At 61.5% G+C, this 21,733-nt stretch carries 25 protein-coding genes; 21 read left to right on the forward strand and 4 right to left on the reverse strand.

Annotation, left to right across the window (positions count from 1 at the left end; genetic code table 11):
- The first annotated feature begins 16 nt into the window (after nucleotides 1–16).
- The 15 genes from K3725_RS04440 (at nucleotide 17) to K3725_RS04510 (ending at nucleotide 10,448) form a co-directional block, all read left to right on the forward strand.
- The gene (locus tag K3725_RS04440) at nucleotides 17–565 is read left to right on the forward strand and encodes an NnrU family protein (protein WP_260017649.1); all 549 of its coding nucleotides are present in this window, start codon (nucleotides 17–19) and stop codon (nucleotides 563–565) included.
- Between the two features lie 23 nt (nucleotides 566–588).
- On the forward strand, nucleotides 589–792 hold the full coding sequence (locus tag K3725_RS04445; protein ID WP_027235108.1) for a DUF1737 domain-containing protein: 204 nt from the start codon (nucleotides 589–591) through the stop codon (nucleotides 790–792).
- The gene (locus K3725_RS04450) at nucleotides 792–1,823 is read left to right on the forward strand and encodes a MaoC family dehydratase (RefSeq protein ID WP_260017650.1); all 1,032 of its coding nucleotides are present in this window, start codon (nucleotides 792–794) and stop codon (nucleotides 1,821–1,823) included. Before K3725_RS04445 ends, K3725_RS04450 begins: the two co-directional genes overlap by 1 nt.
- 141 nt (nucleotides 1,824–1,964) lie before the next feature.
- Nucleotides 1,965–2,246 (forward strand): NINE protein, encoded by a 282-nt coding sequence (locus K3725_RS04455; RefSeq protein ID WP_039174846.1) that lies wholly within the window; start codon nucleotides 1,965–1,967, stop codon nucleotides 2,244–2,246.
- 22 nt (nucleotides 2,247–2,268) lie between these two features.
- The gene (locus tag K3725_RS04460) at nucleotides 2,269–2,499 is read left to right on the forward strand and encodes a TM2 domain-containing protein (protein ID WP_039182104.1); all 231 of its coding nucleotides are present in this window, start codon (nucleotides 2,269–2,271) and stop codon (nucleotides 2,497–2,499) included.
- Nucleotides 2,500–2,609: 110 nt separating this feature from the next.
- Entirely contained in the window at nucleotides 2,610–3,311 is a 702-nt protein-coding gene (locus K3725_RS04465; RefSeq protein ID WP_260017651.1) for a DUF1194 domain-containing protein, read from the forward strand.
- A 194-nt stretch (nucleotides 3,312–3,505) separates the two neighbouring features.
- Entirely contained in the window at nucleotides 3,506–3,889 is a 384-nt protein-coding gene (gene sdhC, locus K3725_RS04470; protein WP_260017652.1) for a succinate dehydrogenase, cytochrome b556 subunit, read from the forward strand.
- An 18-nt stretch (nucleotides 3,890–3,907) separates the two neighbouring features.
- Nucleotides 3,908–4,279 carry a succinate dehydrogenase, hydrophobic membrane anchor protein gene (gene sdhD, locus K3725_RS04475; protein ID WP_260017653.1) on the forward strand — a complete coding sequence of 124 codons (372 nt, stop codon included), beginning with the start codon at nucleotides 3,908–3,910 and terminating at the stop codon, nucleotides 4,277–4,279.
- Between the two features lie 19 nt (nucleotides 4,280–4,298).
- Nucleotides 4,299–6,104, forward strand: coding sequence for a succinate dehydrogenase flavoprotein subunit (gene sdhA / locus K3725_RS04480; RefSeq protein ID WP_260017654.1), 1,806 nt, complete (start codon nucleotides 4,299–4,301; stop codon nucleotides 6,102–6,104).
- Between the two features lie 11 nt (nucleotides 6,105–6,115).
- Complete coding sequence (locus K3725_RS04485; protein ID WP_039174849.1) at nucleotides 6,116–6,895, forward strand: succinate dehydrogenase iron-sulfur subunit; 780 nt, start codon at nucleotides 6,116–6,118, stop codon at nucleotides 6,893–6,895.
- A gap of 88 nt (nucleotides 6,896–6,983) precedes the next feature.
- Nucleotides 6,984–7,625 carry a hypothetical protein gene (locus K3725_RS04490; RefSeq protein ID WP_260017655.1) on the forward strand — a complete coding sequence of 214 codons (642 nt, stop codon included), beginning with the start codon at nucleotides 6,984–6,986 and terminating at the stop codon, nucleotides 7,623–7,625.
- Nucleotides 7,626–7,751: 126 nt separating this feature from the next.
- Entirely contained in the window at nucleotides 7,752–8,021 is a 270-nt protein-coding gene (locus K3725_RS04495; protein ID WP_260017656.1) for a hypothetical protein, read from the forward strand.
- Nucleotides 8,022–8,066: 45 nt separating this feature from the next.
- A complete protein-coding gene (locus tag K3725_RS04500; protein ID WP_260017657.1) occupies nucleotides 8,067–8,777 on the forward strand; it encodes a ZIP family metal transporter in 711 nt (236 codons plus the stop codon).
- 131 nt (nucleotides 8,778–8,908) lie between these two features.
- Nucleotides 8,909–9,061 carry a hypothetical protein gene (locus tag K3725_RS04505; RefSeq protein WP_260017658.1) on the forward strand — a complete coding sequence of 51 codons (153 nt, stop codon included), beginning with the start codon at nucleotides 8,909–8,911 and terminating at the stop codon, nucleotides 9,059–9,061.
- Between the two features lie 529 nt (nucleotides 9,062–9,590).
- Entirely contained in the window at nucleotides 9,591–10,448 is an 858-nt protein-coding gene (locus K3725_RS04510; protein ID WP_260017659.1) for a DUF1989 domain-containing protein, read from the forward strand.
- A 150-nt stretch (nucleotides 10,449–10,598) separates the two neighbouring features.
- Here K3725_RS04510 and deoD read toward each other — a convergent pair whose 3' ends face one another.
- From deoD to K3725_RS04525, 3 genes are all read right to left on the reverse strand, one after another.
- Nucleotides 10,599–11,303 (reverse strand): purine-nucleoside phosphorylase, encoded by a 705-nt coding sequence (gene deoD / locus K3725_RS04515; RefSeq protein ID WP_260017660.1) that lies wholly within the window; start codon nucleotides 11,301–11,303, stop codon nucleotides 10,599–10,601.
- Nucleotides 11,304–11,323: 20 nt separating this feature from the next.
- Nucleotides 11,324–11,641, reverse strand: a complete 318-nt coding sequence (locus K3725_RS04520) for an H-NS histone family protein (RefSeq protein ID WP_260017661.1) — start codon at nucleotides 11,639–11,641, stop codon at nucleotides 11,324–11,326.
- Between the two features lie 119 nt (nucleotides 11,642–11,760).
- Nucleotides 11,761–13,728, reverse strand: coding sequence for a protein meaA (locus tag K3725_RS04525; protein WP_260017662.1), 1,968 nt, complete (start codon nucleotides 13,726–13,728; stop codon nucleotides 11,761–11,763).
- Nucleotides 13,729–13,898: 170 nt separating this feature from the next.
- Between K3725_RS04525 and K3725_RS04530 the strand changes: the two genes are divergently transcribed.
- The 6 genes from K3725_RS04530 (at nucleotide 13,899) to K3725_RS04555 (ending at nucleotide 20,866) form a co-directional block, all read left to right on the forward strand.
- Nucleotides 13,899–15,329: a 1-acyl-sn-glycerol-3-phosphate acyltransferase gene (locus K3725_RS04530; RefSeq protein WP_260017663.1), complete on the forward strand. Its 1,431-nt coding sequence runs from the start codon at nucleotides 13,899–13,901 to the stop codon at nucleotides 15,327–15,329.
- 112 nt (nucleotides 15,330–15,441) lie between these two features.
- On the forward strand, nucleotides 15,442–16,722 hold the full coding sequence (ccrA, locus tag K3725_RS04535) for a crotonyl-CoA carboxylase/reductase (RefSeq protein WP_260017664.1): 1,281 nt from the start codon (nucleotides 15,442–15,444) through the stop codon (nucleotides 16,720–16,722).
- Nucleotides 16,723–17,074: 352 nt separating this feature from the next.
- Nucleotides 17,075–17,794 (forward strand): autoinducer binding domain-containing protein, encoded by a 720-nt coding sequence (locus K3725_RS04540; RefSeq protein ID WP_260017665.1) that lies wholly within the window; start codon nucleotides 17,075–17,077, stop codon nucleotides 17,792–17,794.
- A gap of 94 nt (nucleotides 17,795–17,888) precedes the next feature.
- Complete coding sequence (locus K3725_RS04545; protein WP_260017666.1) at nucleotides 17,889–18,530, forward strand: acyl-homoserine-lactone synthase; 642 nt, start codon at nucleotides 17,889–17,891, stop codon at nucleotides 18,528–18,530.
- A 63-nt stretch (nucleotides 18,531–18,593) separates the two neighbouring features.
- On the forward strand, nucleotides 18,594–20,132 hold the full coding sequence (locus K3725_RS04550) for an ATP-dependent RecD-like DNA helicase (protein ID WP_260017667.1): 1,539 nt from the start codon (nucleotides 18,594–18,596) through the stop codon (nucleotides 20,130–20,132).
- Complete coding sequence (locus tag K3725_RS04555; RefSeq protein ID WP_260017668.1) at nucleotides 20,129–20,866, forward strand: SDR family oxidoreductase; 738 nt, start codon at nucleotides 20,129–20,131, stop codon at nucleotides 20,864–20,866. The genes K3725_RS04550 and K3725_RS04555 overlap by 4 nt, the downstream gene beginning before the upstream one ends.
- An 81-nt stretch (nucleotides 20,867–20,947) precedes the next feature.
- Here K3725_RS04555 and K3725_RS04560 read toward each other — a convergent pair whose 3' ends face one another.
- Nucleotides 20,948–21,733, reverse strand: a complete 786-nt coding sequence (locus K3725_RS04560; RefSeq protein ID WP_260017669.1) for a TIGR02186 family protein — start codon at nucleotides 21,731–21,733, stop codon at nucleotides 20,948–20,950.

Below are 21,733 nucleotides of genomic sequence, written 5' to 3' on the forward strand. Positions count from 1 at the left end.
TCTAAGAGGGGCTGAAATGGCACTGTTGATCCTTGGACTTCTGCTGTGGTGGGGCGGCCATCTGTTCAAACGGCTGGCGCCGGAGAGACGCGCTGCCATGGGCAAAGGCGGGCGCGGTGTGGTAACGCTGGTGCTGGTGGCGGGTGTTGTGCTGATGGTCATTGGCTACCGCTCTGCCGAAAGTTTCGATCTGGCGCTGGTTCCGCCGTATCTGAAGCACGTCAACAACCTCTTGGTGCTGGTTGCGATCTATTTCATGAGCCCCGGCCCGCATAAGGGCGCGCTGTTCTACAAGATGCGCCACCCGATGCTGACGGGCTTTGGCCTGTGGGCGCTGGCGCATCTGCTGGTGAACTGGGATCCGGCGTCGTTCGTGCTGTTCGGGGGCCTGTGGGCCTGGTCCATCGCCGAGAAAATCGTGATCAACCGGGCTGAGCCCGGCTGGCAGCCTGGCCCGAAGGGAACGATCGCCAAGGACGGGATGTTCCTTGCTGCTTCGATTGTCCTGATGGGGGTGATCGGCTACGTCCACGGTATTGTCGGCCCGTCGCCGTTCGGCGGTTAGAGCCTAAGCCAGGATAGGAAACCATGAAGCTTTACCGATTTTTGTCCGAAGACGACACCTCCGCCTTTTGCCACAAGGTGACCGATGCGCTGAACAAGGGCTGGGAGCTGCACGGCAGCCCGACCCAGGCCTTTGATCCCGTCAAGGGGATCATGCGCTGCGGCCAGGCGGTGGTGAAGGAAGCGGACGGAACCTACACGCCTGAGACCAAACTGGGAGAACACTGATGGCCAAGACCAATCCGGGCCGCTTTTTCGAAGACTACAGCGTTGGCGAGGTGATCCGCCACGCGGTGCCGCGCACGGTGTCGGGCGGTGAACGGGCGCTGTACCATGCGCTCTATCCGGCGCGCCATGCGCTTTATTCTTCGGATGAATTTGCTCGGGCCTCTGGTCTGCCCTCGGCGCCGCTGGATGATCTGGCGGCCTTCCATGTGGTGTTCGGTAAGACGGTGCCGGACATCTCCCTCAATGCGCTGGCGAACCTCGGCTATGCCGAGGGGCGCTGGCTGCTGCCGGTTTATCCCGGCGACACGCTGCGCTCGGAATCCGAGGTGATCGGGCTCAAGCAGAATTCCAATGGCAAATCCGGCGTGGTCTATGTGCGCACGCGCGGCCTGAACCAGCGCGACGAATGCGTGATGGAATACGTGCGCTGGGTGATGGTGCGCAAACGCGACCTGGATGCGCCGGCGCCGGAGACCGTGATCCCGGAGCTGAACAAGGTAATCCCGGCAGACCAGCTGGTGATCCCTGCGGGGCTGGATTTCAGCTATTACGATTTCACCCTGGCCGGCGAACCGCACCGCTGGGGCGACTATGAGGTGGGCGAGACCATCGACCATGTGGACGGCGTCACCATCGAGGAAGCCGAGCACATGATGGCGACCCGGTTGTGGCAGAACACCGCCAAGGTGCATTTCGACAATACCGCGCGGCCGGACGGGACCAGGCTGATCTATGGCGGCCATGTTATCTCATTGGCGCGGACGCTGAGCTTCAACGGGCTGGCCAACGCGCAGATGATTGCGGGCCTGAATGGCGGGGCGCATGCCAACCCCTGCCTTTCTGGTTTCACTGTGCGGGCCTGGTCCGAAGTGCTGGACAAGGCCGACACCGCCGCGCCGGGTGTCGGTGCGATCCGGCTGCGGCTGGTCGCGACCAAGGGCGGTGACCCGTTCCAGCTGAAAGGCGAGGATGGCAAGTACTTGCCGGATGTGCTGCTGGATCTGGATTACTGGGCCTTGATGCCGAAGTGACCGGGCTGGCGCAGCAGTCTTTCGGGACCGTTGCTTGCAGCCCACGCACGCCTTGTCAGAAAGGCAGGCCGGACAAATTCCTGTCTTGCAATCCTGAGGCGCGCCGGTAAACCTGCCTGCGCTACTCAGGGTGGAAACTTTATGATTGACGAAGAAAAGTCATCGGCCAGCTACGGGACAGCCGTCATATTGTGCGGTCTGTTCGGTGTGATTGGCGTGCACCATTTTTACTTGCGGAACTACGTGCATGGAATGATTGACCTGGGGTTGTTCATTCTGTTTGTCGTTCTTCTGGCCGGCAACCAGCCCTTGCTGGGCTATTTGGTGCTGCTCGTTGATATCGTGCACTCAATAATCGTTTTTTATCTGTTGATTGCGGAAAAGGCCCGCGACGGATCGGGCCGATTGGTCAAACTGAAATAAGGTTAAGAACAACATGGCAAATATGGATCATGCAGTTGCCGGCGACGTTAGCGAAAAGGGGTTCGTTCCCGCTGTGCTGCTGTGCTTCTTTCTGGGATCGCTGGGCGCGCACCGCTTCTATCTTGGCAAGATCGGCACCGGCATCCTCATGCTGATCACGCTTGGCGGCCTGGGGATCTGGACAATCATTGACTTTGTCCGCCTGATTATCGGCTCTATGGGCGACCGGGACGGTCTGCCGCTGCGCCGCTGAAGCCTGCTTGCTGCGGCTCTCAGGCCGCAGCAGATTTCGGCCTGAGAGCCGCGAAACTCCCCGCGCAAAAGTGATAGCCCTGTAAGCTGCAATCAGCTTAAGCTGGCGGCATGCGGGTTTTGCAGCTTCTGGTTTTCTCCATGCTCTCCCTCTGGCCGCTGCGCTCAGCGGCCTGTGATCTGGCTTTGGTGCTGGCGGTGGATGTCTCCGGCTCAGTCGATGCCGAGGAATACCGCATTCAGATGGACGGGCTGGCGGCGGGTCTGCGCGACGGCGTGGTCTCTGAGGCGCTGGTCAAGGCGCGCGCGCAGGTGCTGCTGCTGCAATGGTCCGGCGAGTCGCGCCAGGAGGTGACGCTCCCCTGGGCGGAGATCCGCAGTTTCGGCGATGTCGAGGCGCTGGCGCGGGCGATTGAGCAGGCGCCGCGGCCCTGGCGCAATTACTCCACCGCCGTGGGGGAGGCGCTGTTATTGGCGCTGGAGCAGTTTCCGGCAGTGAAGCACTGCAAGCGCCGGGTGATTGATGTCTCCGGCGACGGGTTTTCGAATGAAGGCGTTGAGCCGCGCGAGGTGCAGGGTGCGCTGGCAGCGGCGGGGGTGACGGTGAACGCCATTGCCATCGAGCAAAGCGAACCGGACCTGACGGCCTATTTCTTTGAGAATGTGATCCGCGGCGAGGGGGCCTTTGTGGTCACAGCCAGCAGTTTTCTGGATTACCCGTCAAGAATACGAAAAAAGCTGGTCAGAGAGGTGGCGCGGCAGACTGCGGCGCTGCAAACTGAGCGCGGGAGGGCAGCGGCGTCTTTGCAATGATTTGCAGAACACCCCCTGATTCTGCAAAAAATTTCCAATCGCTGGTTTTGTGATCACTAATTATTTGCTGTGATCACAAGCCGTGGCGTTTTAGCGCCACCAGGCCAGAAACCTGCCGTTTTTAACCGTTCCTTCGGGTGACACGCCGTAAAAATCGGCTAAAACGTCGTCAGCCAACCTGAAAAGGAGCCAACATGGCCGATGTCAATCGGGGCAACCGCCCGCTTTCGCCGCATTTGCAGGTCTACCGGCCGCAGCTGACCTCCGTGACGTCGATCCTGACGCGGATCACCGGTAACGCACTGATCGTTTCCGCGCTGCTGATCGCCTGGTGGTTCCTGGCAGCCGCAACCTCGCCTGACTACTTCGCCATTGCCAACGGGCTGCTGACCAGCTGGTTCGGCGATCTGGTGATGACGCTGTCGGCGCTGGGTCTGTGGTATCACACACTGGCGGGTATCCGGCATCTGATCTGGGACAACGGCATGATGCTGGACCTGGAGCAGGCCGAAAAGCTGGGCTGGTTCGTGGTGATCGGCTCTGCCGTTCTGACCGTCCTGACCATTATCATCGTCTAAGCCCGGGAGGCACACGCAATGCGATATCTGACTGACCGCAAGCGCGCCGTTGGCATGGGCGCTGCAAAATCCGGAACAGAGCATCACTGGTCGATGCAGGTGAGCTCAATCGCGCTCCTGATCCTGGTGCCGCTGTTCGTCTTCACCTTCGGCTCTGCGCTGGGCGGCACCTATGAAGAGATCACCGCCTATTATTCCCGCCCGTTCCCGGCGATCGTGGCGGCGCTGACCATGTGGGTCGGCATGATGCACTTCAAATCCGGCGCCCAGACCATGATCGAGGATTACGTGCACGGCTTCAAAGGCCGCCTGACGATCATCCTGGTCAACTGCCTGTCTTATGCCGTCGCCGCGACCAGCGCCTATGCGCTGATCCGCCTGGCCCTGTAACTCCCCGAGGTCTTTTTCAATGGCTGCTTACGAATACGAAACACATGAATATGACGTGGTCGTGGTTGGCGCCGGCGGGGCCGGCCTCCGCGCGACGCTGGGCATGGCGGAGCAGGGGCTGCGCACGGCCTGTGTGACCAAGGTGTTCCCGACCCGCTCCCACACCGTGGCGGCGCAGGGCGGCATTGCCGCGTCTTTGGGCAATATGGGTCCGGACAGCTGGCAGTGGCATATGTATGACACCGTCAAGGGCTCCGACTGGCTGGGCGACACCGACGCGATGGAATACCTCGCGCGCGAGGCTCCCAAGGCGGTTTACGAGCTGGAGCATTACGGCGTGCCCTTCTCGCGCACCGAAGAGGGCAAGATCTATCAGCGCCCGTTCGGCGGCCACACCACCGAATTCGGCGAAGGCCCCGCGGTGCAACGCACCTGTGCGGCGGCTGACCGGACCGGGCACGCGATCCTGCACACGCTGTATGGCCAGAGCCTCAAGAACAACGCGGAATTCTACATCGAGTATTTCGCCATCGACCTGATCATGTCCGAGGACGGGCAGTGCCAGGGTGTTGTCTGCTGGAAGCTCGATGACGGCACCATGCATGTCTTCAATGCCAAGATGGTGGTGCTGGCAACCGGCGGTTACGGGCGTGCCTATTTCTCCGCCACCTCGGCGCATACCTGCACCGGCGACGGCGGCGGCATGGTGGCGCGTGCAGGCCTCGCGCTGCAGGACATGGAGTTCGTGCAGTTCCACCCGACCGGCATCTATGGCTCCGGCTGCCTGATCACCGAGGGCGCGCGGGGCGAGGGCGGCTACCTGACCAACTCCGAAGGCGAACGGTTCATGGAGCGCTATGCGCCCCAGTACAAGGATCTGGCGCCGCGCGACTACGTTTCCCGGTCCATGACCATGGAAATCCGCGAGGGCCGCGGCGTGGGCGCCGAGGGCGACCATATCCACCTGAACCTCTCCCACCTGCCGGCAGAGGCGCTGGCGGAACGGCTGCCGGGTATTTCTGAAAGCGCCAAGATCTTTGCCGGCGTCGACGTGACCAAGGAGCCGATCCCGGTTCTGCCCACCGTGCATTACAACATGGGTGGCATTCCGACCAACTATTGGGGCGAGGTGCTGAACCCGACCGCCGACGATCCGACCGCCGTGGTGCCGGGCCTGATGGCCGTGGGTGAGGCGGGCTGCGCCTCGGTGCATGGTGCCAACCGGCTTGGCTCCAACTCGCTGATTGACCTGGTGGTCTTTGGCCGTGCCTCCGCCATCCGCGCGGGCAAGGTTGTGGACGCGGATGCGGCGAACCCGGTGCTGAACCGGGCCTCCGTCGACAAGGCGTTTGACCGCTTCGATACCCTGCGCAACGCCAAGGGCGGCATCCCGACCGCGGATCTGCGGCTGGAGATGCAGCGCACCATGCAGGCGGACGCGGCGGTGTTCCGCACCGACAAGACCCTGAAGGAAGGCGTCGAGAAGATGACCGCGATTGCGGCCAAGCTCGACGATCTGCAGGTGACCGACCGCTCGCTGGTCTGGAACTCCGACCTGATGGAGACGCTGGAGCTGACCAACCTGATGCCGAACGCGCTGGCCACAATCGTTGGCGCCGAGGCCCGCAAGGAGAGCCGCGGCGCGCACGCGCATGAGGATTACGCCACACGCGACGACGAGAACTGGCGTGTCCATACCGTGTCCCGCGTGGAAGGCAACAAGGTTGATCTGTCCTACCGCCCGGTGATCACCGACCCGCTGTCGACCGAAGCTGAAGGCGGCATCAGCCTCGCTAAAATCGCGCCCAAGGCGCGGACGTTCTAAGGAGACAGATCATGGTTCAATTCAGCCTTCCTAAGAACTCCAAGATCACCACCGGCAAAACCTGGCCCAAGCCGGAGGGCGCCAGCAATGTGCGCAAGTTCAAGATCTACCGCTGGAACCCGGATGACGGCAAAAACCCGCAGGTCGACACCTATTTCGTCGACATGGACAGCTGCGGCCCGATGGTTCTGGACGCGCTGATCAAGATCAAGAACGAGATCGACCCGACCCTGACCTTCCGCCGCTCCTGCCGCGAGGGGATCTGCGGGTCCTGTGCGATGAACATCGACGGCATCAACACGCTGGCCTGCATCTATGGCATGGATGAGATCAAGGGCGATGTGGCGATCTACCCGCTGCCGCATATGCCGGTGGTCAAGGATCTCATTCCCGACCTCACGCATTTCTATGCCCAGCATGCCTCGATCATGCCGTGGCTGGAAACCAAGACCAACCGCCCCGCGAAAGAGTGGAAGCAATCCATCGAGGACCGCAAGAAGCTCGATGGGCTGTATGAATGCGTGATGTGTGCATCCTGCTCGACCTCTTGCCCGAGCTACTGGTGGAACGGCGACCGCTACCTGGGGCCGGCAGCCCTGCTTCATGCCTACCGCTGGATTATCGACAGCCGGGACGAAGCCACGCCCGAGCGCCTGGACCAGTTGGAAGACCCGTTCAAGCTGTACCGCTGCCACACGATCATGAACTGCGCCAAAACCTGCCCCAAGGGCCTGAACCCGGCCAAGGCGATTGCGCATATCAAGAAGATGATGGTCGAGCGCACTGTCTGAACAGCCCGCTAAAGCGGAAGTTGAGCCCCGGTGTTGACATGCCGGGGCTTTTTCTGTGCTTTAGGGTTGTATTTTGGGGAGGGGTTTCATGCCAAAACTGTTTACACGTGTTTGCCTGATGGCTGCGCTGGCCTGGCCGTCGCTTTCGGTGGCGGAGAACTACAGTCCATTCAGCAGTCCTCAGTTTGGCGGGTTTACGACTAAGATCGATGAGAAATTTGTGCTTGCTGGATTGTGCACTGTCTCAGCCGGAAAAACTGCCGGTGTTGTCGCCAGACTGGAGGACATTGCCGACAAAATTCCCTACGGGACGGTTCTGGCAAGACTGATCAAGAAAGCTCCCTTGGAAGAGGGGGAGGCTTTGTGCGGGCTGAAGCATGCACGCGGCGGGAAGTGGTACAGCCTGCGTGGTGCAAAGACGGATGGGTTCGCCCTGACAGTGCGCAGTTACAAAGACCTGAAGCCAATTGTCAGCGTGTCACCGGAGCGGTTTTGCGACCGCGGTTGGGTAAATACATTCAGCTTCTGCTACGAGAACATCAACAGCAAGGAAGCAGACGGAGCCAAGGCCGATGGCGTGACCGCATGTGTTGAAACGATCAGGCCGTCTGACAGTAAACGTGTTTCTTTTGTGCTGCATGCGGGAAAAGTGGCTCCGGATGTTTCCGCGCAGACAGGATCTGAGGCTGAAAACCTCAAGGAACTGGCGTGCGATCAGAGAACATTCTGATGCAGTGAGGGGGGCTGCCTGGCCGAAGGCTCGCAAGGAACCGCCGCCCGCGCGCGAAGAAAATTGCATGCCCCCCGGTTTCCTGCGAAACCGGGGGTTAGTTTTGTCGGGTGACGGATTTTGGGCATGAGACTTCTTGGATGTGCCGCGGGCGCGCTTTTCCTGCTGGCAGGCTGCATGACTGCGGCGGACAACGACCGGGTCGGCGGCCAGCTGGCGGCGACAGATGCCAGGGTGCCGGGCTGCATCGCGGCTGCAGGCATCACCGGAGAGGTGCGGATCAGCACCGAGTTCCTGGGTCATGGTGCAGGCGCGACGGTTCTGCGCAACGTTCAGCCGGGGCCAAATGTGACAGCGGCACAGGCGGCGCAGGCCACATCCTGCATCAACACCTGACCCGGACAGGTTGAGCGGCTTGGCTGGCCGCCCTAAGGTGCTCGAATGCAACCGCATTTCTATGCCATTCTGCTTGCCGGATTTGCCGGGCTGTCGATGCCGCTGGGTGGCCTTCTGGCCTGGTGCGAGCACATCAGCAATCCGGTGCTGCGCGACCGGGTTCTGCATACCATCACGGCCTTTGGCGGCGGCGCGCTGGCCTCAGCCGTGGCTCTGGTGCTGGTACCGGAGGCGGCTGAGACGCTGCCGGCGGCCTTGGCGGTTGGCCTGTTTGCTGCAGGGGGCTTGGTTTTCTACCTCACCGATACTGTTCTGCAACGCCGAGGCGGCAGCGGTGCCCTGCTGCTGGCAATGCTGCTGGATTACCTGCCGGAGGCGATGGCGCTGGGGGCGATGCTGGTGGCGGATGCTGCGACTGCCAAGCTGCTGGCGCTGATGATCTTCCTGCAGAACCTGCCTGAGGGATTTGCCGCCTTCCGCGAAGTGTGGAGCGGTGACAGCCCGGCCTGGCATGTGCTGCTGCTGTTCCTGGGGCTGGCTGCGTTGGGGCCTGCCTGCGCGCTTGCGGGGCTGGTCTGGCTGGCAGAGGCCCATGCAGTTCTCGGTGGGATCATGATCTTTGCCGCGGGCGGGATCCTGTACCTGCTGTTTCAGGACATCGCCCCCAAGGCGCACAGCAGCCGCAGCAGCGCGCCTGCCCTGGGAGCGGTTGCCGGTTTTGCCTTGGGGCTGGCGGGGGATCTGCTGGTCGGCTGAACAGGGGGGCGGCTGCACCGGATTGCAGCATCTGCATGGCAAACCTGCAAAAACATCCGGTGCGGCAGGAGGCCTGAGCAGCTATTCTGCGGCGCAAGGGAGGATGGTGCCGCAAGCTAGGAGACCACCTGATGAAACCCGTTGAAACCTATGAAGAACAACAAGCCAAAGCTGCACGGGACGCGCTGGAGCAGGCCTTTGAATACTACAGTCCCGAAGCACCGGTGGCAGGCGTGCTGGAACCAGAACAGGAACAGTTGTTCGAATATTATCAAGCGGCTTGATCCAAAGCGCCCGGCAGTTTCCGGTTTTGCGTTTGAAGCGCTGGCAGGGCACGGCTAGACAGGCTGCATGGTACTCGTTGTTGTTCTGGCAATCGGCGTCTTTTGCTATTTCCTGTGGCGCCACCGTGCCCTGGATCTGACCCGCAGCTGCCGCTGGCGGCAGGTCAAATCCGAGGGGCACTGGCGCTGCATTTCTTGCGGTGCGGTGGAGCCCGGGCAATCCGCGCCCCGCAGGTGCCGTAACCCGCAGCGTGCCGGATTCTGACAGGGCGCTCCCGCGCCCGCAGGCGCCCTGACTGTGCCAGTGCCCCTTCCGTGCGGCCTTGGGCGTGGCACCGCGCATGGCGCGGTGCCACGCCCAACTGCAACTGTGCTTTTGCCGAAAAGCACAAGGCGCAGGCGGGAGAGCTGCGGTCCGGGCTGAGGCCGCTGGCCGGGATGGCCTGTGACCGGGCAGCCGGTGCTATGGGCTTGCGCTGGGGCCGTGATGCGGTCTTGATGGGGCAAACGAACAGGAAGGTTTGCCCCTATGTCCAGCATGCCCGCTGCCCCAGCAGACGCAGACGCCCGCCGCGCCGTCAAACCGGTGATCTGCTACCCGAACGAGACGCTGCCGGTGCCGGACCTGGCGCTCTACCACCGGGCGCGGGTAGGCGCGGTGAAGACCGGTGAGGTGCGGGTGCCGCCCCGCGACGCGGCCTGCTTCGAAGTGCCTGCCGGGCATTTCTTCCGCATTACCTCAATCGAGGGGCCGCAGGTGGGCGACCTGAATCTCTGGAACAAGAATGATCTGTCGGAGCGCTTCTACTCCGGCAAGACCCGCGCGCTGCATGGCACCCACATCACCACGGGAGAGCGGATGTGGAGCAGCTTCCCGCATCTGCGCCCGATGGCGACAATCACCGCCGACACACTGGGCTGGTACGGGATGGATGAATTCGGCGGCTCGGTGCATGATGTGATCGGCACCCGCTGCGACCCTTACACCGGCAACCTTCTGGCAGGCAGCCAGTACCATCATTGCTGCCATTCCAACCTGACCCGCGCGCTGGCAGATCATCTGAGTGTTTCCCCGGAGGAGGCGGAGCCGCATGTGCATGACGTCCTCAATGTCTTCATGTGCACCGGCTTTACCCGCGATACCGGTCAGTATTTCATGAAGGCAAGCCCGGTGCGCCCCGGTGATTACCTGGAGTTCTTTGCCGAGATCGACCTGTTGGGCAGCCTCAGCGCCTGCCCGGGCGGGGACTGTTCCGCAGAGCATTCCAGCGATACTGCCGCGTGCTATCCGCTGCTGGTCGAGATCTTTGCCCCGGCAGAAAGCGCGCTGGGAGATTGGCAGAGCCCGCCGCCCAACGGGTACGACCGCAGCCACGGGCACGGCTGACGCGCGCAGTTTGCACATTTTCCAAAACGGGTGGCGGAAATCTTCGGTGAAAATGCGGCAGCTGTTTCTTGAAGGTCTCCAAACGGCAAATAGGAAAGGGCAGCAGAAAATCCGCTGCCCTTTCGCGAAAATAAATTGAATTACGTTAGGTCAGCTAAATGCTGCCTCCAGCGCAATTTCAACCATATCTCCAAAACTGCGCTCCCGCTGGTCAGAGGGCAGGGCTTCACCGGTGCCCAGATGGTCGGACACGGTCAGCACTGCCAGCGCGCGGCAGCCGTGACGGGCCGCCAGCGTGTAGAGTTCCGCTGCTTCCATCTCGACGCCCAGGATGCCATGGCGCACCATCTGCTCATTCAGGTCCGGGCGTTCGTCGTAAAACACGTCCGATGAGTAGATGCCGCCGATATGAGTGGCTGAGCCGCGTTTGGATGCAGCCTGGGCCGCCGCCTGCAGCAGGCCCCAGTCAGCGCAAGGCGCATAGTTCAGTTCGCGGAAAATGCCGCTGGAAGGGCTGTTCACGGTGCTCGCGGTCATTGCCAGGATCACATCGCGGACCTTGACCTTGTCTTGCATGCCGCCGCAGGAGCCGATGCGGATCAGGGTTTTTGCGCCGTAGTTCCGGATCAGTTCATTGGCGTAGATCGACAGCGAGGGCATGCCCATGCCGCTGCCCTGGATGGTGACGCGGTGGCCGTTCCAAGTGCCGGTATAACCCAGCATTCCCCGCACTTCATTGATCAGCCGGGCTTCCTGCAGAAAGGTTTCCGCCGCCCATTTTGCGCGGTAGGGGTCGCCAGGCATCAGAACAACTTCAGCGATGTCACCCGGTGCGGCGCCAATATGAATGGTCATGGCTTACCTCCGCTAAGGCTTCAGATTTCCAGGTCGGAAATATCCATGCCCGCGGTTAGCGCGGCATGCACCCAATGCGGCTTCCGGCCGCGGCCGGTCCAGGTTTCCTCGGGGTTGCTGGGGTTGCGGTATTTCGGGGCAGCCTTGGTTTTCTTGACGCCCTGGCGCGCTGCATTGGCGATTTCATCCAGCGAAAATCCGAATTTGGCGGCAGCTTCTTCGGCAGCTTTCAGGGCTTCCTGCCGCTCACGCAGTTCTGCCTCCTGCAAGGCCTTTTCAACGTCGCTTTGCAGTTGGAGAAGCTCTTTTCTGCTCATTGCCGAAAGATCGAAGGTCATTTTGAACTCCATATAAAAATGACATACCGGAAAAGCCGGTATGTCATTCCTTATGGACCAATTTCCAGACGCGTTTCAGCATCTTTCTTGGGTATTTGCAGGAAATCGCCTGTTAAAGGTCAATTCGCTGCAATTTGCGGTGGCTTTGCCAGGTCGACAATATCGCTCATGATTGAATTAAGCTCGAAATCCTTGGGGGTGTAGACCCGGGCCACACCCATGGATTTCAGCTTTTGCGCGTCTTCATCCGGAATGATGCCGCCAACAACCACGGGAATATGCTCAAGCCCGGCGTCGCGCATGCGCTGCATCATTTCCTCGACCAGCGGCAGGTGGCTGCCTGACAGGATCGACAGGCCCACCACATGGGCGTCGTCCTTTTGCGCCGCTTCCACCAGTTCCGCAGGGGTCATGCGGATGCCGTCATAGGTGATGTCCATGCCGCAATCGCGGGCGCGGAAGGCAATTTGTTCGGCACCGTTGGAGTGGCCGTCCAGGCCAGGCTTGCCGACAACAAACTTGATCCGGCGGCCCAGCACGTCGCTGACAGCGTTGACCGCATCGCGCAGATCATCAAGCCCTTCGGTCTTGTTGGAGACAGAGGCCGACACGCCGGTCGGGCCGCGGTAGGTGCCATAGACCTTGCGCATTTCCTCGGCCCATTCACCGGTGGTGACGCCGGCCTTGGCGGCGGCAATCGAGGGTTCCATGACATTGGCGCCGCTTTGCGCCGCAGCACGCAGGGCCGCCAGCGCCTGTTCTACAGCCGCCGCATCGCGTTCGCCGCGCCACGTGTTCAGCCGCGCAATTTGCTCCTGCTCCACCGCCGGGTCGACCACCATGATGCCGCCATCCTCGGTCTGCAGCGGCGAGGGCTCGCCCTCGGTCCATTTGTTGACGCCGACAACAACGGTTTCATTGCGTTCGATCCGGTTCAGGCGCTCGGCATTGGAGTCAACGAGGCGGCCCTTCATGTATTCGATCGAGGCCACTGCGCCGCCCATGGATTCCAGGTTGGCGAGCTCGGCACGGGCGCCTTCCTTCAGCTCTTCCACCTTGGCGTCCACTGCCGGGTTGCCGTCGAACAAGTCGCCGTACTCCAGCAGGTCGGTTTCATAGGCCAGGATCTGCTGCATCCGCATGGACCACTGCTGGTCCCAGGGCCGGGGCAGGCCAAGTGCCTCGTTCCACGCGGGCAACTGCACCGCGCGGGCGCGGGCCTTCTTGGACAGCGTCACCGCCAGCATCTCGATCAGGATGCGGTAGACGTTGTTCTCCGGCTGCTGTTCGGTCAGCCCCAGCGAGTTCACCTGAACGCCATAACGGAAGCGGCGGAACTTGGGATCTGCGACGCCGTAGCGCTTCTCGCAGATCTCGTCCCACAGATCGACAAAGGCGCGCATCTTGCACATTTCGGTGACAAACCGGATGCCCGCGTTCACAAAGAAGGAGATGCGGCCAACCATCGCCGGGAAATCCTCGGGTGCGATGCGCGGTTTCAGCTCGTCCAGAACCGCCTGCGCGGTGGCCAGGGCAAAGGCCAGCTCCTGCTCCGGCGTCGCGCCGGCCTCCTGCAGGTGGTAGGAGCAGACGTTCATCGGGTTCCACTTGGGCACGTTGGTGTAGCAGTACTCCGCCACATCCGCGATCATCTTGAGGCTGGGCTTGGGCGGGCAGACATAGGTGCCGCGGCTCAGATATTCCTTGATCAGGTCGTTCTGCACCGTGCCCTGCAGTTTCGACACGTCTGCACCCTGCTCCTCAGCCACTGCAATGTACAGCGCCAGCAGCCAGGGGGCGGTTGCGTTGATGGTCATCGAGGTGTTCATCTGCTCCAGCGGGATCTGGTCGAACAGGGTGCGCATGTCGCCCAGATGGCAGACGGGCACGCCGACCTTGCCCACTTCGCCGCGGGCCAGCACATGGTCGCTGTCATAGCCGGTCTGGGTCGGCAGGTCGAAGGCGACCGAGAGGCCGGTCTGCCCCTTGGCCAGGTTGGCGCGGTACAGCGCGTTGGATGCCGATGCCGTGGAATGGCCGGCATAGGTGCGGATCAGCCAGGGGCGGTCTTTTTGCATCTGCGGCATGTCGGGCCTCGCGAGTCAGTGTGGCGGTAATTTTATTTCGTCACGCAGATGTAAACTGCAATTTTCAACCCGTGTCAATTCGCTGCGTTGCGGCAATTCCGCTGCAGGGGCCGGATAACCTTGCAGGCTTGGCGCTTGTAAAGGCTGTTGCCATGCGCAACTGTTCCCTCATGACGCAAACCGTGGAACTTCCGCTGTGGCTCTTTGTGCTCATCGTCGGTTTTGCCGCGGTGACATTTGCGTCGCATTTCCTGTTCCCGTCGGTGCGCTGGTTCTTCCGGCGGCGGCTGGAACGGGCGGTGGCGCGGCTCAATCAGCGGCTGGAGCGTCCGATCGAGCCGTTCAAACTGGCACGCCGTCACGACATGATCCAGCGGCTGATTCACGACCCGCAGGTCGCGCAGGCTGCGGCGGACCACGCTGCGGCAGAAGGCATCCCGGAAAACGTCGCCTACGAACAGGTGCGCCGCTATGCGCGTGAAATCGTGCCGGGATTTTCCGCCTTTGCCTATTTTGGTCTTGCGATCCGGGCGGCGCGGTTTCTGTCAAACGCGGTTTATAGGGTGCGGCTGGGCCACCAGGACGAGGAAGCGCTGCGTGCCATCGACCCCAACGCGACCGTGGTCTTTGTGATGAACCACCGCTCCAACATGGACTACGTGCTGGTGACATACTTGGCCGCCGACCGCTCGGCGCTGTCTTATGCTGTGGGTGAGTGGGCGCGGGTCTGGCCGCTCAGCCGCCTGATCCGGGCGATGGGTGCCTATTTCATCCGGCGGCGCTCGCGCAATGATCTCTACCGCAAGGTGCTGGCAGCCTATGTGCGGCTGGCGACCCGCGGCGGCTCCTCTCAGGCGATGTTCCCCGAGGGGGGGCTCAGCCTTGATGGCGCGCTGGCCGCGCCCAAGCTGGGGCTGCTGAAATACATCGTCGAAGGCTACGATCCGGACCGGCGCGACGTGGTCTTTGTGCCAGTGGCGCTGAATTACGACCGGGTGCTCGAGGACAAGATCCTGACCTCAGCTGCCAAGGCGGGCGACCGGCGGTTCAAGGCCCGGATCGGGCTGGTCGCGCTACGGCTCTTGCGGCAGCTGTGGCTGTGGATGACCGGCCGCTACCGGCGCGCAGGCTATGCGGCGGTGAATTTCGGCCGCCCTCTCAGCCTCGCCGGGTTCGGTGCCGGGCGCGAGGGCGACATCACGAAACCGCTGGCGCGGGAGCTGATGAGCCGGATCAGCGGCATTGTCCCGGTACTGCCGGTGCCGCTGATTTCTGCCATCCTGCTGCGGCATGGGCCGCTCAGCCGGGCAGCAATTGAGCACAGGCTGGAGGATCTGATTGCCGCAATGCCGCTGGCGCATGTCCACATACCGCGGGACGATTTGTCCTATGCCGCTGAGGCGGGTCTGACCCAGCTGTTGCGGCGCGGGCTGGTGACGGAAGCGGGCGGACGGGTTGCACCATTGGCAGACCGTCAGGATCTGCTGGAGTTTTACGCCAACTCGATCCGTCATCTGCTGCCCGAGGATGCCAGTTTGCCCGGCGGAAACAGTGATTTTTCTGCACCTGCTAAAAGTAATGCTGCATCCGCTGGGTCATAAAATTACCCAAATGCCGCAAAAGTGGTTGCAATATTACCTTCTCAATCCTATCCATCAGATAACCGCTGCGATTCTGCACCGCGGCAAAGGACAGGATACAAAGGAGGCCATCATGGCATTGGATACCCAGACTGACGTCATGTCTTACGAGGCGCCCGAGAAAGATCTCTATGAACTGGGGGAAATTCCCCCGATGGGCTATGTGCCCAAGAAGATGTACGCATGGGCGATCCGCAAGGAGCGCCACGGCGAGCCGAACACCGCGATGCAGCAGGAAGTGGTCGACGTGCCGGAGCTGGACAGCAACGAGGTGCTGGTTCTGGTGATGGCAGCGGGCGTCAATTACAACGGCGTCTGGGCCTCGCTGGGCAAGCCGATCTCGCCGTTTGACGGCCACAAGGCGCCGTATCATATCGCGGGTTCCGATGCTTCGGGCATCGTCTGGGCGGTGGGCTCCAAGGTAACCCGCTGGAAGGTTGGCGACGAGGTGGTCATCCACTGCAACCAGGACGACGGCGACGACGAGGAATGCAACGGCGGCGACCCGATGTACTCCCCCAGCCAGCGGATCTGGGGCTATGAGACCCCGGACGGATCCTTTGCCCAGTTCACCAACGTGCAGGCCCAGCAGCTGATGCCGCGCCCCAAGCACCTGACCTGGGAAGAAAGCGCCTGCTATACGCTGACGCTGGCGACCGCATACCGGATGCTGTTCGGCCATGAGCCGCACGACCTGAAACCGGGCCAGAATGTTCTGGTCTGGGGCGCTTCGGGCGGCCTCGGCTCTTATGCGATCCAGCTGATCAACACCGCCGGCGCCAATGCCATCGGTGTGATCTCTGACGAAAGCAAGCGCGACTTTGTCATGGGGCTGGGCGCCAAGGGTGTTCTGAACCGCAAGGATTTCAACTGCTGGGGCCAGCTGCCCACAGTGAACACCCCGGAATATGCGGAGTGGTTTAAGGAAGCCCGCAAGTTCGGCAAGGCCATCTGGGACATCACCGGCAAGGGCGTGAATGTCGACATGGTGTTTGAGCACCCGGGCGAAAGCACCTTCCCGGTCTCGACCTTTGTGGTGAAGAAGGGCGGCATGGTCGTGATCTGCGCAGGCACCACCGGCTATAACCTGACATTCGACGTGCGCTACATGTGGATGCACCAGAAGCGCCTGCAGGGTTCGCACTTTGCCCACCTCAAGCAGGCTGCCGCGGCCAACAAGCTGATGGTGGAGCGCCGTCTGGACCCCTGCATGTCCGAAGTGTTCACCTGGAATGACCTGCCCGAGGCTCATATGAAGATGCTGCGCAACGAGCATCTGCCGGGCAACATGTCGGTGCTGGTGCAGGCGCCGAAGACCGGCCTGCGCACTTTGCAGGATGTGCTCGACGCCTGAAGGCGGACCAGCCCTCAAAGGTGAAGAAGAACGGTGTTTCCCGCGAATCGCAGATGCGTTTCGCGGGAAATTCTATTTATAAATTTATCTTTTCAGATGTTTAGCCGTCTCTGCATCGCTTGAATTTCAGGTGGCTGGGCGAAAAGATGCGTGTAGGATAAACCTTAAGTGGTGCAGGGCTGTTTCAGGACACCTATGAACGGCGCGAGGCTGCCATGTTTTTCCGGCAGGTCAGAAATGCAATTGACTTCAGTGACTTGGGCGCTGCACAAAAGCCAAATCCATATGCCTTGCCTGAAGCGAAAGGGGTTGCGGCATTCAAACCTAACTTTGGTGGATTTGGGCGGTAAAAATGGCAGGCAAAGCAGAACTGGATCATGTACTCGAAGCGCTTGATGCGACTGAGACTATGGACGGTCTTCAGAAAATCGTCGAGCAGGTTTGCGCTGTGTTCGCTGTAGACCATGCCATGTATCTGTGGGTGGAAACTGCAGGCAACCACTACTACTTCGGTTCGTATTCCCGTGAGTGGACTGATCGCTACGTGGAAAGGGCTTATGCCCGTGTGGATCCGGTTGTCGTGGGGTGTTACCAACGGTTTCACCCGGTCGATTGGAAGCGATTGGACTGGTCACCGAAACCGGCACGGGAGTTTCTAAAAGATGCGCTGAAACACGGGGTCGGAAATCAAGGTTATGCCATTCCTATCCGGGGACCCAACGGTCAGTTCGCACTGTTCACGGTCAGCCACAGCTGTGATGATGCTGCCTGGGAGAAAATTACCGAAAAATATGGCCGTGATCTCATTCTCATGGCGCATTACTTTAACCGCAAAGTGCTGGAACTAGAGCCCTCCAGAGGTGCGGAAGAGGCTCAGCCGCTTTCACCACGGGAAGTTGACGCGCTGACCCTGCTGGCAATCGGTTACAGCCGGGCGCAGGTCGCAGAAACCCTGACGATTTCGGAACATACACTGCGGGTCTACATTGAAAGTGCACGTTTCAAACTGGGCGCAATTAATACAACACATGCGATTGCACGTGCGCTGAGTCTCGGCTTGATTGTGATTTGACGGTTCACTTCTTCTAATAGCTGCAGATTCTATCGTTTAATAAAATCAAAAGCCGTATTCTCCTTTTGCATTTCAATCAAAAGGAGACAGCATCATGCTGCGTTACGTTTACGGCCGCGACCTTCACAAATATGCCGATCTGGCTCATTCGATGTTCTGCGACCGGGCGGATCAGTTTAAGATCCGGCTGGGCTGGGACGTGCATGTGAATGCATTAGGAGAGGAGCGGGATCAGTATGATGAACTGGACCCGCTTTACATGATCTGGGAACTGCCCGACGGCAGCCATGGCGGATCAATGCGGTTTCTCCCAACAACCGGGCGGGTAATGGTTAATGAGGTGTTCCTGGATCTTTGCGACGGTGTTCCAATCTGCAGCCCGCTGATTTGGGAATGCACCCGTTTCTGCCTGTCCCGAAGGTCGCAAGGCAAAGTTGGGTCGGCCTTGATGCTAGGCAGCCTGGAAATTATGCGCACCTTTGGTATTCCACACTACACAGCAGTCTTCTACCAGCATACAGCAAGAGCGTTCCGCAATTTGGGTTTCGGGCCGGAGATCGTAAGTACCGACGGGCAAAAACGGAATCCAATCTGCATGGGATACTGGGAGTATACCGAAGAAACCTACCTGAACGTGGCCGCCAAAGCGGGCATCGCGCCGGAGCTGTCGCAGCTCTGGTTTGACCGTTCCTTCGGCGGAGCGGGGACCGCGGTTCCCCTGGCGCTTACTGCCTGACAGAGACGCTTTCCGGGGCCGGTGCCTCTGGCGAACCCGGCCCCGCGGCTGTAGGGTCGCGCCATGACAGCTCTGCCCGTACAGTTTTCCGATGACCAGGCCACTGCTTATGACAGCGTGACCGAACTCCTGCGCCAGGCAGGGGTGGACCTTGATGACGGGCTGTTGCACCCGCCCCGCGGCGACGCCGGGGTGATGGCGGTGATCGGCAAGGCGGGATCGGGCAAGACGCTGCTGCTGGCAGAACTCTACAAGGCGCTGGAGCAGTCGGGTGTCGAAGTTGTCTCCGGCGACTACGAAAGCCGGAAAAAAAGCGACGACCGGCGCACCCTGGCAATCCTGGCGCCGACCAACAAGGCCGCCAGCGTGCTGCGCCTGCGCGGGGTGCCGGCCACCACCATCCACCGCATTCTCTACACGCCCGTCTATGACCCGGAGTTTGAAAAGATCGCCGAATGGCTGGCGGGGCAGGGCGACCAGCCCGAGATCGAAGGGCTGACCGAAGAGGCGCTGGCCCGTGCCGCCGCCTTTTACGAGAAAAACAAATCCATTCCCGGCGCCCTGGCCGCCGCGGGCTTGCGCGGCTCAGACTTCATCACCGGCTGGAAACGGCGCGAGGAGCCTTTGGACATAGGTTTTGTCGATGAGGCCTCGATGCTGGACGACCGCCAATTCGAGGATCTGAAGGAGATCTTCCCGAACCTCATCCTGTTTGGCGACCCGGCGCAGCTGGCGCCGGTGAACCAGTCGGGGTCAATGGTGTTTGAAGCGCTGCCAGAGCCGCGCCGCCTGATTCTGAACCGTATTCACAGGCAGGAAGCGGGCAACCCGATCCTGGACCTGGCGCACGCGCTGGCCGACCCGCAGCTGGGGTTCGAGGATTTTGAGAGGATGATCGAAGACACCGCGCGGCGCGATGACCGGGTGGTCTGGGGGCAGCGGGTCGAGGTCGACCTGATGGCCCGCTCGCCAGTGCTGGTCTGGCGCAACAATACCCGCATCCGCCTGATCAACGCCTTCCGCAGCGTGCATGGCGCGCCTGAGGATGAGCTTATCGCGGGGGAGCCGCTGATCTGCGACGGTATCGAATTGCCGGCGAAACACCGCAAGAAGCGCCTGGATCTGGAGGCCCGCGGGCTGATCAAGGGGGCGCAGGTGATCTACCTCGGCCCGGGCCGCAAGCCCGGGTTTTCGCGCCTGCATGTGATGGGGGCAGAGGATCCGCAGGTTTCGGCTGCCTCAATCGTGAAAATTGAGAAGCCGGATGAGGAAGAGCCCTTCATTCCGTTTGCCGCCCGCATGGGGGCAACGTTTCTGCATGGGGCGGCAGTGACGATTCACAAGGCGCAAGGCAGCCAGTGGGAAACTGCGCAGGTCTTTGCCCCTGATATCTATGCGGCGGCCCGGATGGGGCGGGTGGAGGCAGGCCAGCCATTGTGGAAACGGCTGGCCTATGTGGCGATCACCCGGGCGCAGGAGCGTCTGATCTGGGTGGTCAGGAACCGGCTGGCAAAGCCCACCGGCCCGCTGCCGGTGGATGACCTGAAGGCGGTGCCCGCCGCGGCGCTGACGCTGGAAGCACAGGAGGAAACCCCGGCATGAGCAGAACGATCCTGATCACGGGCGCCAGTTCCGGCATCGGCCGGGCGGTTGCGGAACTGTTCCTGGCGGAGGGCTGGCAGGTCGGGCTGGCCGCGCGCCGGGCCGAGAAGCTTGAAGAGGTGGCGGCGGGTCATGCCAATGCCCATGTCCTGCCCGCCGATGTAACTGATCCAGCGGCGGTGGACCATGCGGTGAACAGCTTTGCCATGGCGGCAGGACGGCTGGATGTTCTGTTCAACAATGCAGGCATCTTCACCCCGCCCGGCACCATTGACGAGATCCCGCTGGAGGACTGGTTTACCTCGGTGAACGTGAACCTTACCGGCATGTACCTGACCGCCCGGGCCGCCTTCCGGCAGATGCGCCACCAGTCGCCGCAAGGCGGGCGGATCATCAACAACGGCTCCATTGCCGCCCACGTGCCGCGGCCCCGCTCGGCGCCTTATGCGGCGACCAAGGCGGCCATCACCGGCCTGACCAAAAGCCTGTCGCTGGACGGCCGCTCCTTTGACATCGCCTGCGGCCAGATCGATATCGGCAATACCCGGACCCCGATGGTGGAGGACCTGAGCCGCCGGCACGCCGAGGCGAATCCCGAAGCTGAGCCAATGCAAAGCTTTGCGGTTGAGGACGCGGCAAAGTCGGTGCTGCACATGGCCAATCTGCCGCTGGAGGCGAATGTGCAGTTCATGACGGTGATGGCCACCAAGATGCCCTATATCGGCCGCGGCTAGGCTCTCCCGCCCGTCGCCGGTGCATCCAGGATGCCCCGCTCCCGTTGGGCGTGGCGCTGCGCTGGCGCGCAGCGCGCCTTCCTACCGGTTCCTGAGCAGGCTGAAGGCCGCAGAGGCGCCCCAGCCGGCGGCAATCGCAATGGCCAGTGACATCAGGCCATAAAGGAATGGCTGCTCGCGCGAGAGGGAAAAGAGGAACCGTTCCAGCCCGACCTTGCGGACGTCGATGGTGGTCTCATAGCTCGACACCACTTCGCCGCCCCGGGTCAGGAAGATGCGGGTCTGGTAGTCGCCTTCGGTCAGATCGGCCGGCATGGCGATCGCCGTTCGGAACAGGGTCTGCTGATCCACCGCAACGGTGTTCTCCCGCAGCGAGTACAGTCCGTTTTTCTCGCGGATCCGCACCACCGCATCGGCAAAAGCCTGAGCACCGCGAATATGCATGGCGGCACCCACCGAGCGGATCGCACGTTTGATCGACACCCGGAAACGCAGGTCTTCGGTGTCGTTCAGCACCTGGGCAAAGGGCGCGCTGGTGGCAACGGCATAGAATGCGGGCGCCGAGTCGACCAGCACGCTGTCTACATTGACCCAGATGCCAAGTTTCTTCTCCTTGCGGCGCACCATCACGGACGGGGCCGGTCCTGACACGGCGACGATCACTTCCAGCGGCTCGTCGGTGGGAATCGGGGCTTCGCGTTTCACGGCGCCGAAAATCAGGATTTCGGACCCGTCGAAAGTGGCGGTGATCGCCACCCGGTCCTGGCTGAGGCCGAGAACGACCTCTTCCTTGGCGGCTTGGGCTGCGGATTGGGGCAGCAGCGCCAGCGCGGCGGCTGTAAGTGCTGAGAGCAGCAGTTTGCGCAT

The sequence above is a fragment of the Leisingera sp. S132 genome (assembly GCF_025144465.1).
In the GTDB taxonomy this organism is placed as follows: Bacteria; Pseudomonadota; Alphaproteobacteria; order Rhodobacterales; family Rhodobacteraceae; genus Leisingera.

Coding starts and splice junctions, on each gene's coding strand:
- K3725_RS04440 (WP_260017649.1), top strand. CDS start 17: ATGGCACTGTTGATCCTTGGACTTCTGCTGTGGTGGGGCGGCCATCTG.
- K3725_RS04445 (WP_027235108.1), top strand. CDS start 589: ATGAAGCTTTACCGATTTTTGTCCGAAGACGACACCTCCGCCTTTTGC.
- K3725_RS04450 (WP_260017650.1), top strand. CDS start 792: ATGGCCAAGACCAATCCGGGCCGCTTTTTCGAAGACTACAGCGTTGGC.
- K3725_RS04455 (WP_039174846.1), top strand. CDS start 1,965: ATGATTGACGAAGAAAAGTCATCGGCCAGCTACGGGACAGCCGTCATA.
- K3725_RS04460 (WP_039182104.1), top strand. CDS start 2,269: ATGGATCATGCAGTTGCCGGCGACGTTAGCGAAAAGGGGTTCGTTCCC.
- K3725_RS04465 (WP_260017651.1), top strand. CDS start 2,610: ATGCGGGTTTTGCAGCTTCTGGTTTTCTCCATGCTCTCCCTCTGGCCG.
- sdhC (WP_260017652.1), top strand. CDS start 3,506: ATGGCCGATGTCAATCGGGGCAACCGCCCGCTTTCGCCGCATTTGCAG.
- sdhD (WP_260017653.1), top strand. CDS start 3,908: ATGCGATATCTGACTGACCGCAAGCGCGCCGTTGGCATGGGCGCTGCA.
- sdhA (WP_260017654.1), top strand. CDS start 4,299: ATGGCTGCTTACGAATACGAAACACATGAATATGACGTGGTCGTGGTT.
- K3725_RS04485 (WP_039174849.1), top strand. CDS start 6,116: ATGGTTCAATTCAGCCTTCCTAAGAACTCCAAGATCACCACCGGCAAA.
- K3725_RS04490 (WP_260017655.1), top strand. CDS start 6,984: ATGCCAAAACTGTTTACACGTGTTTGCCTGATGGCTGCGCTGGCCTGG.
- K3725_RS04495 (WP_260017656.1), top strand. CDS start 7,752: ATGAGACTTCTTGGATGTGCCGCGGGCGCGCTTTTCCTGCTGGCAGGC.
- K3725_RS04500 (WP_260017657.1), top strand. CDS start 8,067: ATGCAACCGCATTTCTATGCCATTCTGCTTGCCGGATTTGCCGGGCTG.
- K3725_RS04505 (WP_260017658.1), top strand. CDS start 8,909: ATGAAACCCGTTGAAACCTATGAAGAACAACAAGCCAAAGCTGCACGG.
- K3725_RS04510 (WP_260017659.1), top strand. CDS start 9,591: ATGTCCAGCATGCCCGCTGCCCCAGCAGACGCAGACGCCCGCCGCGCC.
- deoD (WP_260017660.1), bottom strand. CDS start 11,303: ATGACCATTCATATTGGCGCCGCACCGGGTGACATCGCTGAAGTTGTT.
- K3725_RS04520 (WP_260017661.1), bottom strand. CDS start 11,641: ATGACCTTCGATCTTTCGGCAATGAGCAGAAAAGAGCTTCTCCAACTG.
- K3725_RS04525 (WP_260017662.1), bottom strand. CDS start 13,728: ATGCCGCAGATGCAAAAAGACCGCCCCTGGCTGATCCGCACCTATGCC.
- K3725_RS04530 (WP_260017663.1), top strand. CDS start 13,899: ATGACGCAAACCGTGGAACTTCCGCTGTGGCTCTTTGTGCTCATCGTC.
- ccrA (WP_260017664.1), top strand. CDS start 15,442: ATGGCATTGGATACCCAGACTGACGTCATGTCTTACGAGGCGCCCGAG.
- K3725_RS04540 (WP_260017665.1), top strand. CDS start 17,075: ATGGCAGGCAAAGCAGAACTGGATCATGTACTCGAAGCGCTTGATGCG.
- K3725_RS04545 (WP_260017666.1), top strand. CDS start 17,889: ATGCTGCGTTACGTTTACGGCCGCGACCTTCACAAATATGCCGATCTG.
- K3725_RS04550 (WP_260017667.1), top strand. CDS start 18,594: ATGACAGCTCTGCCCGTACAGTTTTCCGATGACCAGGCCACTGCTTAT.
- K3725_RS04555 (WP_260017668.1), top strand. CDS start 20,129: ATGAGCAGAACGATCCTGATCACGGGCGCCAGTTCCGGCATCGGCCGG.
- K3725_RS04560 (WP_260017669.1), bottom strand. CDS start 21,733: ATGCGCAAACTGCTGCTCTCAGCACTTACAGCCGCCGCGCTGGCGCTG.